Source organism: Chroococcidiopsis sp. TS-821 (genome assembly GCF_002939305.1).
GTDB lineage: Bacteria > Cyanobacteriota > Cyanobacteriia > Cyanobacteriales > Chroococcidiopsidaceae > Chroogloeocystis.
Genome location: NZ_MVDI01000005.1, coordinates 111,680 through 123,903, shown reverse-complemented (window position 1 = coordinate 123,903; position 12,224 = coordinate 111,680). Strand labels below are relative to the sequence as shown.

Genomic DNA, 12,224 nt, shown 5'->3' with positions numbered 1-12,224 from the left:
GGGCATCGTGCCTGCCCTTTACCATTCCAATTCAGCCGGAGCTACTTTGCATTCGTTACGACGAATATTCAAAATTTGACCGCTACGCATCGTAATTACGCGATCGGCCATTCTTGAAATTCCCGCATTATGCGTGATGACAATTGTCATTGTGCCTAATTCACGATTGGCTTGTTCTAAAACTTCTAAGACAAGTTTGCCCGTTTGAAAATCGAGCGCGCCTGTTGGTTCGTCACATAGTAGCACCTCTGGACGTTTAGCAATGGCTCTGGCGATCGCGACTCGCTGTTGTTCGCCTCCAGACATTTGAGCAGGAAAATGATCGATGCGATCGCTTAATCCAACTCTCGATAGTGCTTCTTCTGGCGACATTGGACGACGTGCTATTTCTGTAACTAGTGCTACATTCTCCCGTGCGGTGAGGCTAGGAATCAAATTGTAGAACTGAAAAATAAAACCAATGCAGTCTCGCCGAAAGCGCGTGAGGTCTGCATCACTAGCGTTCGTTAAGTCGCGATGATGAAAGACGATTTGCCCACTCGAAGGTACGTCTAATCCACCTAAAATATTTAATAGCGTAGATTTACCGCTACCGGAAGGTCCTAAAACTACAACAAATTCACCTTCGTATAGATCGAGCTCGATTGACTTTAACGCATAAACCTCTACCTCACCCATGCGGTAGACTTTTGTGATGTCTTGCAAGTGAAACCCAACATTGTTGGCAAGAGTAGAGGAATTGGATAACTGACCGCGTTGATTGTTCATGGTCAGAGTGAAGTCTATGGCGATACTTTAAGTTTAAGCGGTCGCCCTCTATCTTCACAAGATTCTCAAGTTTCTTTCCTAAACTTGAACTCAGCAAATGAGAAGCAGAGGCTACGGTTGTGAAAGTCAGCTATCAAGAAAAAATCATTGCGCTTTGGACAGTTTTTCTGCTGGGTACCCTCTTTCATACTCAACTTGGCTTGATGCCACTGTTTCACGGTCAAGATATTGCAATCGCCGATGCTCATAATAACACCAATATTGCCTATATTCTCTGGGGAATGCTGGGCTTTTTTCTTTTGCCAATGTTGGCGATCGTTGTCTTGGCGTTCAATGACTCTAAACGCTATCGCGTGATTCATTTTGGTTTAACAATTTTTTATACTGTTCTAAATTTTCTGCACGTTGTACTTGACTTAACAGTGACACCAATAGCCTGGTATCAGATTGCATTAATGATTGTTTTGTTCTTTATCGGTTTGCTGCTTAATATTGTGTCTTGGCGATGGCTCAGAGCATATAACCGCTACCAAAAACTAGCTTCATAAATAAGAGGTAAAAATGCAACTTCAATCTATTCCAGTGCAAATTCCTGAAGGAAGTAATGTTATTTTAGGACAATCACATTTTATTAAAACTGTTGAAGATCTTTATGAAATTATGACTGCGAGTTCATCGCAGATAAAATTTGGCATAGCGTTTTGCGAAGCATCTGGAGCATGTTTAATTCGTGCTGCTGGAAATGAACAAGCACTACAAGCTGCTGCTATCGACAATGCCAAAGCGATCGCGGCAGGGCACAGCTTTATTATTGTGATGCAAAATGCCTATCCCATTAGTGTTTTGAACGCAATTAAACAATGTCCAGAAGTTTGTAATATTTACTGCGCTACTGCAAATCCTGTTGAAGCGATTGTTGCTCAAACCGACCAAGGAAGAGGAATTTTAGGTGTTGTGGATGGTTCAGCACCAAAAGGTGTAGAAACGGAAGAAGATGTTAAAGTCCGCCATAAATTCTTACGGCAAGTAGGTTATAAGCTTTAATTCGTAGTTTGCCGTAGGCTTAAGCCTACGGATTTGTTGAAGTTTAAACCTACTGAAAATAAAGGAGAATTGGTAGCTATTTCATGATCTTATTACCATCTCTGCCTAAACGCTCCTCAAAATTATTAATCTATGTCAGTATTGCCTTGGTAACAGCGATCGCGCTAATTTTTCTACTGCGTCCTACTCCTGTTGCAGTCGAGGTAGGGCGTGTCGAAAAAGGTTTGTTGCAAGTCACTGTGAATGCAGAAGGAATCACGCGAGTCCGCGATCGCTATGTTCTTGCAGCAGAAGTCAACGGACATCTAGACCGCATTACTTTAAATGAAGGCGATATTGTTGAAGCAGGAGATGTTGTAGCGCGGATTGATTCGTTGCCACAGACAACTGCTGTCCAGGAAGCTTTAGGGCGTTTGGCAGAATCGCGAGCGCAACGCGCTGGAGTTGAAACGCAAAGACCCAAAACCGCAGCTTTAGCACAAGCACGCAGTCGGATCGCCGCAGCGCAGGCAAATCAACGACAAGTAGAAGCGCGAGTCGCACAAACACAAGCCGCCTTAATACAAGCCCAGCGCGATCGCCAACGCGCGCAATACTTTGCAGCTACAGGTGTTATTTCACGGCAAGCGCGAGAACAAGCCGAGTTGAACGAACGCACGAAACAAGAAGAACACAATGCTGCACTCCAAGCCGCACAAGCAGCGCGATCGGAAGTCGCTGTCGCGCAAAAAGCTCTTGCCATACTACAAGCCGAACAAAGCGATCCTGATTATCTTTTAAGAGTTTATGATGCCCGCATTGCCAGTGTTGAAGCCGAACTAGCACGATTGCAAGATCAAGCCCGACGCACCGAAATGCGATCGCCCGTGCGCGGTCAAGTACTGCGAGTTTTGCAACGCAGCTCCCAAGTCGTTAGTGAAGGTACTCCACTTGTAGAAATAGGCGATCCAACTCAACTAGAACTCGTTATCGATGTTTTGTCCAGCGATGCAGAACGAGTTGCTGTTGGCAATGCAATACGCGTTACCTCCGGAACAACACAATTAAAAGGACAAGTACGGCGCATTGAGCCTTCTGCTTTTACAAAAATATCTGCGTTGGGCGTAGAAGAACAACGCGTTAATGTCATAGGCGATATTGACGCATCACAAGTACTCGGTGATGGTTATCGAGTTGACGTGCAAATTGTGGTTTGGGAAAAGCCCAATGTGCTAAAGGTACCGTTGAGTTCATTGTTTCGTTGCGAGCAAACTTGGTGCGTATTTGTAGTTAATAATGGTAGAGCCGAACGACGTACAGTTACACTCGGACAACGTAGCGATACTACCGCAGAAATTCAGCAAGGTTTAGCTGCAGATGAATTAGTCATCTTGCACCCCACAGAACAAATTGAGGACAATCGCTCTGTAACGATAAGTTGATTTACCAAATTTTGATTGAATACGCAAATCTTCTGAAGCCCCTCAACCAAGTGCCTATTTTCTAGGCAAATACTATAGTCCTAGTCAATAGAGTGAGAACTTTGACTAAAGCTTAATCCTGATCCCTGACCTCTGAGCCCTACTATATGTCACCTCTCGATCAAAAACTGTGGCGCGATCTCCTACATTGGCGAGGACAAGCGATCGCGATCGCATTAGTTGTTACCTGTGGTGTCGCTAGTTTTGTTTCGATGTTAAGTGCGTACCACTCACTGCAACTATCGCAAGCGACGTATTACGAACAATATCGCTTCGCGGATGTATTTGTACAACTCAAGCGCGCGCCAGAGTCACTTGTTGCTCAAATTGTAACGATTCCAGGAGTAGCACAAGTACAAACGCGAGTTGTGATGGATGTCACACTTGATATTCCACGACGGGATGAACCCGCGATCGGACGGTTGGTCTCAATTCCAGAACAGCCAAGTGTCATGCTCAACGATCTTTACGTGCGTCAAGGGCGATACATTCAAGCAGGGCACAGCAATGAAGTTTTAGTCAGCGAAGCTTTTGCGGATGCAAATCAACTGCAATTAGGAAATACGTTAGGAGCCGTTATTAATGGACGCTGGCAAACTTTGCAGATTGTTGGTATTGCGCTTTCGCCTGAATATATATATGAAATTCGCGGTGCAGGAGATTTATTTCCCGACAATGAACGGTTTGGCGTGTTATGGATAGGACGCGAGGCGTTAGCGACTGCATTTGATATGGATGGTGCGTTTAACGACGTGACTTTATCCCTGATGCCCCACGCAAGTCAAGCTGATATCGTTTCTCAACTCGATCAGTTGCTAGCACCTTATGGTGGATTAGGAGCTTACGCAAGAGAAGATCAAGTTTCGCATCGATTTTTATCTGATGATATTACGCAACTCAGAGGAACAGCTACAGTAGTACCAATTGTCTTTTTAGGAATTGCGGCTTTTTTATTGCATATCTCGCTATCGCGATTAGTCAGTACCCAGCGCGAACAAATAGCGGTACTTAAAGCATTTGGATATAGCAATATCACAATTGGCATTCATTACTTCAAGTTTGTATTAGCAATTGTCTTGGTAGGAGCAATTTTTGGCACAGGAATTGGGGTATGGTTTGGTAATGCTGTAACACGCACTTTTGCGCAGTTTTATGCTTTTCCTGTGTTGCGCTACGAAGCTAGAATTGAATTGATTATTGCAGCAATTGTCGTTAGTGGAGGAGCTGCACTCTTTGGAGCATTTGTTGCTGTGCGACGGGCTGTATTGCTACCACCGGCTGAAGCGATGCGCCCAGAACCTCCTGCAGTATTTCGCCTGACGTTAATCGAACGTATAGGATTGCATACTTGGTTATCGCCTGTAGGACGCACGATCGCGCGCAATATTGAGCGTAAACCGGTACAAGCTTGGCTTGCAGCTTTAGGTATTGCCCTGGCTTTAGCAATGCTCGTAGTAGGACGTTACTTAATTGATGCTATTGACTACATGATTGACGTACAGTTTCGCCAGGTGCAGCGTGAAGATGTCACTATTGTATTCAATAGTCCTCGTCCGGCTCGCGTCCGTTACGAAGTTAATCATTTACCTGGTGTTTTGTACTCCGAACCATTTCGCAGTGTAGCAGCCCGCTTGCGGTTTGAACATCGCTCGCGCCGTATTGCTATTACAGGTTTAGAACCAACAGGAAAATTACGCCGTTTACTCGATCGCCATCTCAATACCGTTGACTTACCTCCTAGTGGCATTGTTCTCACCAAAGCGTTAGCAGACATCTTACACGTTACTCCAGGAGATTTACTTACGGTTGAAGTTTTAGAAGAAGAACGCCCTATCCGCACAGTTCCAGTTGTCGGATTTGTCGATGAGATGATTGGTATTGCAGCTTATATGGATATTCGCGCGTTAAATCGATTGATGCAAGAAGGAGGCACGATTTCGGGCGCATACTTAGCAATTGATACAAACCAAACTAAGCAACTTTATGCACTCTTAAAACAAACACCTGCTGTTACCGGAATTTCAATTCGTCAAGCTGCGATCGCCCAGTTTCAGGAGACAATTGCTAGCAATAGAGCAATTTTCACCACTGTTATCGTGATTTTTGCGTGTATTATTGCTTTTGGAGTTGTCTACAATTCAGCAAGAATTGCTCTATCAGAACGCAGTCGCGAATTAGCAACATTACGAATTATAGGATTTTCCCGCGCCCAGGTAACAATGATTCTCTTAGGCGAACAAGCTGTGATTATTCTATTTGCAATTCCGTGGGGATTTATCCTGGGGTATACCTTTTCGGTATTTTTGTCAGCTGCTTTTGAATCAGAACTATACCGCATTCCCGTAATTGTCACTAAAATAAGCTATGCTTTTGCCTCAGGAGTTATTGCGATCGCGGCGATTATTTCGGGAGTCATTATTCGCCGTCAGGTAAATCGACTTGATTTAGTTGCAGTCCTCAAAACCCGCGAGTAGGTGAAAATTAGAGGAAGCTGAGGGAAAATGAAATTTGTATTTTTTATCTCAAATAGTATGGAAAAGTTGAATGATAACTTATATGTAGCTTTGCTTAATTACGAAATCTGAATTACTATTTATTCTCCAGTCTCTGGCATTGGCGCTGAAATTTATAACTGAAATTGATAGATCGTAGCCTATCAATTTCAGCTTTATCCTAATTTTTTTGAACAATGTTTAGAGAAAAGCTTGCCTCTTAGATTACGTTCGTACTGATTCAGGCCACAATTCTTTTAGCTCAGGTGGCAAAATGCTAGTAATGTCTTCAATTTCTCCAGTAGAAACGCGCATCGCCAGCACCCTAAATACTGCCCGTACCATCCGCTCAATATCTATATTGGGATTTACTTTTTGCAGTCGATTGCGAACGCTGTTGAGGAATTCTTCTTTCTTTCGCTCTTTGCTTGGGTTGGTAGAAGGACGCCAATTCTCATAGTAAAAACCACTTAATAAGATGGGCAATTGAGCTCCCAAATGTGCGGCTTCATCAACGATGAGGCGATCGCGCAACGCTTGTAACGTCATGCGCATTCCTTGAAAGACCAGATGCTTGTCGTCTGAACCATACTCTTGAGCAACATCATTGAGCCAAACATTGGTTTGTTGTAGGGTTGTATCAAAAACAGAAAGTCCAGTCATGCTCATATCACAATCCCTCCTGAACGCATCTTCAGTCGTGGCTATTCGATCACCTTAATCATGAATTCACAACTTAATTTCTGTCTTAAAGGGGATTGGTGAGTCTGTCTATTGGTTGAATGTTAACGCATAATGGCAGTCAATCTACAATCCACTTCTTGAGCAAATAGTTTGTCTCGCAATCCATTGTGCTCAGGCAGAAGCTAGAAATAAAGTAATGCGCGCTGCATCTTTTGGAGTACTAATAACGCCTAAAAGGCGATCGCATGGGAAGTTGCTTGCGAAATTCTGCAATCAATCATGTCATTTGTATTTCACTAAAAGAAATCAGACATCCAAGGCGCAGAACCTGCAAAAATTTGTGTTGCACTTAACAAAGCTGTTTCTGTAGCTTCTAATCGTCCCGTAAGTTGCAATTGCTGTGGGGTAAATAAGCCTGTATAAAGCGGTGATAATCCACTAACATCAAGTTTTAATTCTCCTCTTCCTCCTCGTACTACTTCACCACGTCCTTGTGCTATTTTTAAAATGAATTTATCATTATTTTCTCCAATTAATTTATCTTGAATATCTAAATGCAATTCGGTTTCTATTTGTGGATAGCCGCGTTTTTCTAAAGCTTTAATAACATCAACAACGCGCATCATCCAGCGTGATAAACTTATAATTTTAGCCTTTTGCTCTGGTAAGTTTAATGTTAAAAAACCTTCTGGTGAGTGTTGCCAACGCACTTTCTCAATTTGCGAACGATGGTCGCTGATAAATGTCCAAAAACGTCGCACTGCCCTAGAAGTTAGTAATACCAAATCTCTGATAGCAAGACATTCACTGTGATTAACCTCCTGTTGTTGAAACATTAAATATCCTTCAGGTTGATCTGCACCAATTAAATAAGCATAAGTAGATGATTTTATTTTCTCTTGCCAAACCGACTGGTGGCGTTGCAAATATCCATTTGTTAATTTTGCTTGTTGCTGATGCAGATGAGAGAATTCATCACAATCGAGCTCGACAGTTTGCATCGGTAGCGCGCGATCGCGCATCATAATACTCTGTGTTGGCATTTCCCAACTGCAAAGGCTACCGGCTTGTTCGTACCCCACTTTGCGATAAAGTCTTTGCGTCGCAGCGTAAAGCGTTGAAATTGGTATACCTCGTCGATAAAGTTCTCGAATCGTTTGTTGCATTAATTCCAATGCTGCACCAGAACCGCGATATTCTGGCGCTATACCCACTGCTGCAATTCCACCCATAGGAACGCACTCACCCCCAAACCATTGTCCTTGCGGAAGAATGGCTAAACCACCGATCATTTGAGTTGAATTGCTGATACTGCGGTAGTTTTCTCTACCAACACGTTGAAAGTAAGTCTTAATGCTGTCGGATGGAGAGTTGAAGCACTGCTGTAAGATTTTGCCTAGTCGTTGCTCGTCTTCAGCGTTCGAGATTGTGTTGTATTCAAACTGAGACGTCATGGCGAGCGCGCCTAATATACTACAAATATAAATATATATGTATTATGACTGCGTGACAAGCGATCGCGCCTCAAAAGCTAGAACATTTATTGCAGATTTCGGAAATACTATTTGCACAATTGTGTTATTTGCTTATCTCACCATGGCAATTAGTTTGTCTTAAAACAATAGTGCTAACTCAATTCTATTCAAATATTGTATTAATCAAGCAGATAAAACCAGCGTAACTAATACAGTTCATAAGTTTTAATTTGCTTTTAATTGCTCAAGTCTGACGAGTAAACTTGAAAACTTATTTAAACATGAGTTTATCAAGATTTGCTTAATCTATCGCTCAAATATTTGCAATTAAACTCAGCCTCTAAGGAGATAAATATGAAAAGAGCTGCCTTTGGTTTTGTTTGGTTTCTTGGTCTCTATCTTGGTCTAAGTTTTGGCTTAGGTGTAGTTATAGGCTTTCAATCAGCAGTTGAGGGAAAAACTCTAGATGAAACATATGAAGCTGCCTATGAAACTGGCAATAGTTTGGGAGTTCCAATTTTCTTATTATCAGCTGGAGCAGCTCTGTATGGAACTGCTAATAAAAAATTACCAGGAACTAAATAAGTTTTAATGACAACGCAAACTAACATTTAAAAAATCTCAAGGAGAAATTCTATTATGTTGCAGAACTCGTTACGTAACCTCATGATTGCCGCAGTAGTTTCAACACCAATGGTTGCATTAAATGCTCAGAGTGCGGTAGCAGGTCTACAAGACTTCAGATTCCACAATAATACACCTTTTACGGTTGAAGAGCTATATCTGTCACCTTCTAGTAGTCGTAGTTGGGAGGAAGATGTTTTAGGTAGAAATGTTTTATTTGGTAATCGATCTACTGTAATAAAGGTCGACGGCTACTCTTCTAATGAATGCTTTTTTGATATCAAAGTTGTTTTCACTGATGGTAGTTCAATAGAAAGACGTGGTTTTGATCTTTGCACAATTTCAGATATAACTGTCCCCTAAATCAGAAGCTTAGTAGTATGTTGGATAACGATTTGTCAACGCAGAATACTTATCTTGATTCTGAATCTAATTTACTAGAGGAGGTAATGGATGAGCCAATATCTGAGTTAGATTCGTCAAGCGAAAATGAGCTACACGCTTTCGATGATGTTAGCAGTGATAACTTATTAGACTTTAGCAGTGAATATGTAGCAAGTTCTGACTGGGATGCGTCTCAATTTGATGGTTGGGGAGATCCGATCGCAGATGCTAGTTACTGGCAACAACAAGAAGGTCAGAATTCCTGTGCAGTAGTGGCTCAGATTAGTGTTTATGAAGCGATCGCCGGCGTTAATATTTCTGAAGCCCAAGCTTGCCAAATTGCTGAAGTCAATGGCTGGTTTGACTCGGAAGCTGGAACTAGCCCAGAACACGTGGGCAAAATTTTGAACGCATTAGGTATTCCTACAGAACAAACTTATGACGCCACGCTTGATGATATTGCTACAGCTTTAGAACAAGGGGACAAAGTCATTGTCGGGCTTGATGCTTGCGAAATTTGGAATCCAATGCGAGATCCTGTCACTGGTTTTCCGATTGAACAAGTCAATGGAGGTCATGCAGTTTGGGTGACAGGAATCGACCAACAACCGGATGGTTCTGTGAAAATTATCCTGAACGATAGTGGCATACCTAACGGTCAGATGATTGCAGTAGATGCAGAAGATTTTCTCAACGCTTGGAGTGATTATGGCAACTTTTTGGTAGTTGCAGATGCACCCTCTGTCAATCACAGTAGCTTAGTCGGTTAAAAGGGAAAGGTTAATCCAACTGCTGGTTTTATCCCCGCCAAAGAGACGTTTGCTTGAATGTTGAATACCGTTTTGTCTAGACGAATGTTCCAGATTGATATCGCTGGTACAGTCTCAAGGAGAAATTGTTATGTCTGTCGATCGAAACTTACTTCGACAACTTAAAGCTAAACCAGTAGTAAAACAAACTGGGGTTGAAGCATTAGTGCGTGGTATCCACAAAACACCAGGTTTACGCGAGTGGGTGACTTTGGAATCGGTTGCATTGCCACCAGTACCATTTAAGCACGAAGAACACTGGAGGCTGATTTCTCTACTAGTTGTGCCAACGCAGCTTGAGGATGGTGCAAAAGGATGGTTCGCGCCTTGGGGAGCCGTGGAATGGTCTTGGTTAGAGAAAAAGGTTGTACGAAAAATAGACTTGCGCAGTCGTGAAGATACAACATTGCTTCGTCATTCTCAAATCGCGGAATGCCCAGTGCAACGACAAATTACTTTAGATTCAAGGTCGCATCTACAAAAGGAAAATCTCCTATTTTCTATTCTCGACCGCCTTCTCTCAACTCCACCTGCACGTCAAGTTAATTTTGCTTTGCTCGCGACACACTACGCCGAACTTTTGCCTGTAGAAGTTTATCCCTATTACCATACTTTAATTCCAGAAAGTCGCGAATGGTTGCGTTTTGGTGCGGCAACACCACAGCGACAAGAGACGATTCCTTATTGGACTCCACCGGATTTGAGCGACAAGATTAATTCTTGGCTGCGTAAATGTTTGACACTGGCAGAAACCTCGGCGCTTGAGAATATGGTCTCAGAACTACAAGCGCTAGAAACTCATTGGCATCTGCCAGGTTTTCGACTTGCTGTAGTAGGCGAATTCCAACGAGGTAAAAGCACGCTGATTAACCGCTTATTAGGTCGTTTTCTCATTCCTGTTGGCACGCTTTCTCCGACAGCAATCCTCACTTCAATTATTGCAGGCACAGAAGAATGCGTCGAAGTCCGTTTTTCTAAACAGCATAGTGAAGTGCGATCGCTGCAAGCATCTTCATGGCGTGACTTGCTAGCAATCGATTCAACAGACGAAGGTGTTGCCCGCGTGCAGATCGCTGTAGACGAACCTTGGCTGCGATCGCTTGATGTTGAGTTAATTGACACTCCAGGAATAGGAGATCTCGATGGCGAACGAGCGGCTCTTGTTGGCGATCTCCTCAGTCGTTGTGATGCTGCGATCTTGGTTGTTAGTGCTGTAGCTCCCTTCAGCATGGGGGAAACTGCATTTTTGAAACAACAGATGCTGGGGCGACACATCGATCGCATTCTCGTTGTTGTCTCCCATCTCGATAGCATCGCCCAAGAACAGCGGACGAGAGTCGTAGCACATATTCGCGGACGCGTCGCAGAAATCTCTCAGAGTATATCAGTTTTACCACTGCATCCAGTCGATAGCGATACCACAGACGGTGTCCTCAATGCAGTGCGAACTCAAATCGGTGCAATGGTGTCCAAAGGCGATCGCCGCGCGTGGCGCAGTCAACAAGTGGCAAGACAACTCGCCGATCGTCTAAGCCAGATGAGCCAAATCGGTGAAACAGCGATCTGTGCGGCAAGGATGAGTCCAAAAGAACGCGAAAAAGCCTTGCAGCAGGCACAAGCCGAGATTGAACAAGCAGAACTTCATTGGCAGAAAATTCACTGCGAACTCAATAGACGCAGCCAGCAGTGTTATCAACAGTTAAAGGAAAGATTTCTGCAAGCAAAAACGGAACTCCTCGATATTCTTTCCTTTGAATTAAGTCGCACCTCGAATCCCAAAATCTGGTGGGAACGAGAATTACCTTTTCGATTGCGGCGAGAATTGCCTGCGCTTGGTCGCAAATCAGAAGATTTTCTCATTAAAGCGATCGCTCGCGATTTCATGTGGCTACAAAATGAAGTTTCACGCTTCTTTTCCGTGCAAATGATGAATAAAGCTACCACCAATTTCGGCGTCACTGCTGAACCATGGGGGATAAATTACAAACCTAACGAATTAGAAATAACTGATTTGCAACCATATCGCTTTCTTACAAGAATAGGTAGCAGCGCCGCTATGCTCGGTAGCTATGTTTTTGGCGTTCCCGTTGGGATTGTAGCAAGCCTTGGCACAACATTCCTGAGTGAGCGACTAATGAACGAAAAGTTGGCAGAACAGCGCCAAATGGTAGCTCAAGCATTAGAACCCAGTGTTGACCAAGCGCTTAAAGAATACTGTCACTTCATTGCTGAGCGTCTTCACCGCGTATACCGCGAATTGAGTGAAGACACAAAACACCAGCAAGCACTCTGGCAATCCGCGAGGAATACAGCTATAAACAAAAACTCTTTTGTCACAGTCGAATCAACTTGGCAACACCTGATTGACACTGCCTCGGCTTTAAAAACCGAAATCGTTACAGCACTACAGCAACCTACAACCTAAATGCATTAGTAGAACTTGCGCCTTTAACCCATTATTGCCACAAAGTCTTTTTATTAAAT

Annotated in this window: 11 protein-coding genes; 8 read left to right on the top strand and 3 right to left on the bottom strand. The window is 43.2% G+C overall.

Going from position 1 to position 12,224, the window contains the following annotated elements; genetic code table 11:
* Window positions 1-18 precede the first annotated feature (18 nt).
* Window positions 19-768 carry an ABC transporter ATP-binding protein gene (locus B1A85_RS14745; RefSeq protein ID WP_104547669.1) on the bottom strand — a complete coding sequence of 250 codons (750 nt, stop codon included), beginning with the start codon at window positions 766-768 and terminating at the stop codon, window positions 19-21.
* Between the two features lie 119 nt (window positions 769-887).
* Here B1A85_RS14745 and B1A85_RS14740 point away from each other — a divergent pair, with 119 nt between their 5' ends.
* From B1A85_RS14740 to B1A85_RS14725, 4 genes are all read left to right on the top strand, one after another.
* Window positions 888-1,316, top strand: a complete 429-nt coding sequence (locus B1A85_RS14740; RefSeq protein ID WP_104547668.1) for a hypothetical protein — start codon at window positions 888-890, stop codon at window positions 1,314-1,316.
* Window positions 1,317-1,329: 13 nt separating this feature from the next.
* Window positions 1,330-1,812 (top strand): adenosine-specific kinase, encoded by a 483-nt coding sequence (locus B1A85_RS14735; protein ID WP_104547667.1) that lies wholly within the window; start codon window positions 1,330-1,332, stop codon window positions 1,810-1,812.
* An 83-nt stretch (window positions 1,813-1,895) separates the two neighbouring features.
* Entirely contained in the window at window positions 1,896-3,233 is a 1,338-nt protein-coding gene (locus tag B1A85_RS14730) for an efflux RND transporter periplasmic adaptor subunit (RefSeq protein WP_104547666.1), read from the top strand.
* A gap of 146 nt (window positions 3,234-3,379) precedes the next feature.
* Entirely contained in the window at window positions 3,380-5,746 is a 2,367-nt protein-coding gene (locus tag B1A85_RS14725) for an ABC transporter permease (RefSeq protein ID WP_104547665.1), read from the top strand.
* Window positions 5,747-5,989: 243 nt separating this feature from the next.
* Here B1A85_RS14725 and B1A85_RS14720 read toward each other — a convergent pair whose 3' ends face one another.
* A complete protein-coding gene (locus B1A85_RS14720; RefSeq protein WP_104547664.1) occupies window positions 5,990-6,433 on the bottom strand; it encodes a DUF2267 domain-containing protein in 444 nt (147 codons plus the stop codon).
* A 311-nt stretch (window positions 6,434-6,744) separates the two neighbouring features.
* Window positions 6,745-7,902, bottom strand: a complete 1,158-nt coding sequence (gene eis / locus B1A85_RS14715; protein ID WP_104547663.1) for an enhanced intracellular survival protein Eis — start codon at window positions 7,900-7,902, stop codon at window positions 6,745-6,747.
* Between the two features lie 375 nt (window positions 7,903-8,277).
* Here eis and B1A85_RS14710 point away from each other — a divergent pair, with 375 nt between their 5' ends.
* From B1A85_RS14710 to B1A85_RS14695, 4 genes are all read left to right on the top strand, one after another.
* Complete coding sequence (locus tag B1A85_RS14710; RefSeq protein WP_104547662.1) at window positions 8,278-8,508, top strand: hypothetical protein; 231 nt, start codon at window positions 8,278-8,280, stop codon at window positions 8,506-8,508.
* 54 nt (window positions 8,509-8,562) lie between these two features.
* Window positions 8,563-8,910 (top strand): hypothetical protein, encoded by a 348-nt coding sequence (locus tag B1A85_RS14705; RefSeq protein WP_146087185.1) that lies wholly within the window; start codon window positions 8,563-8,565, stop codon window positions 8,908-8,910.
* A gap of 17 nt (window positions 8,911-8,927) precedes the next feature.
* A complete protein-coding gene (locus B1A85_RS14700; protein ID WP_104547660.1) occupies window positions 8,928-9,701 on the top strand; it encodes a hypothetical protein in 774 nt (257 codons plus the stop codon).
* Window positions 9,702-9,831: 130 nt separating this feature from the next.
* Window positions 9,832-12,165, top strand: a complete 2,334-nt coding sequence (locus B1A85_RS14695; protein ID WP_104547659.1) for a dynamin family protein — start codon at window positions 9,832-9,834, stop codon at window positions 12,163-12,165.
* Window positions 12,166-12,224 lie beyond the last annotated feature (59 nt).

Excerpts from the sequence above, each read along its gene's own strand:
- B1A85_RS14745 (WP_104547669.1), bottom strand. The coding sequence starts at position 768 with ATGAACAATCAACGCGGTCAGTTATCCAATTCCTCTACTCTTGCCAAC.
- B1A85_RS14735 (WP_104547667.1), top strand. The coding sequence starts at position 1,330 with ATGCAACTTCAATCTATTCCAGTGCAAATTCCTGAAGGAAGTAATGTT.
- B1A85_RS14730 (WP_104547666.1), top strand. The coding sequence starts at position 1,896 with ATGATCTTATTACCATCTCTGCCTAAACGCTCCTCAAAATTATTAATC.
- B1A85_RS14725 (WP_104547665.1), top strand. The coding sequence starts at position 3,380 with ATGTCACCTCTCGATCAAAAACTGTGGCGCGATCTCCTACATTGGCGA.
- B1A85_RS14720 (WP_104547664.1), bottom strand. The coding sequence starts at position 6,433 with ATGAGCATGACTGGACTTTCTGTTTTTGATACAACCCTACAACAAACC.
- eis (WP_104547663.1), bottom strand. The coding sequence starts at position 7,902 with ATGACGTCTCAGTTTGAATACAACACAATCTCGAACGCTGAAGACGAG.
- B1A85_RS14710 (WP_104547662.1), top strand. The coding sequence starts at position 8,278 with ATGAAAAGAGCTGCCTTTGGTTTTGTTTGGTTTCTTGGTCTCTATCTT.
- B1A85_RS14705 (WP_146087185.1), top strand. The coding sequence starts at position 8,563 with ATGTTGCAGAACTCGTTACGTAACCTCATGATTGCCGCAGTAGTTTCA.
- B1A85_RS14700 (WP_104547660.1), top strand. The coding sequence starts at position 8,928 with ATGTTGGATAACGATTTGTCAACGCAGAATACTTATCTTGATTCTGAA.
- B1A85_RS14695 (WP_104547659.1), top strand. The coding sequence starts at position 9,832 with ATGTCTGTCGATCGAAACTTACTTCGACAACTTAAAGCTAAACCAGTA.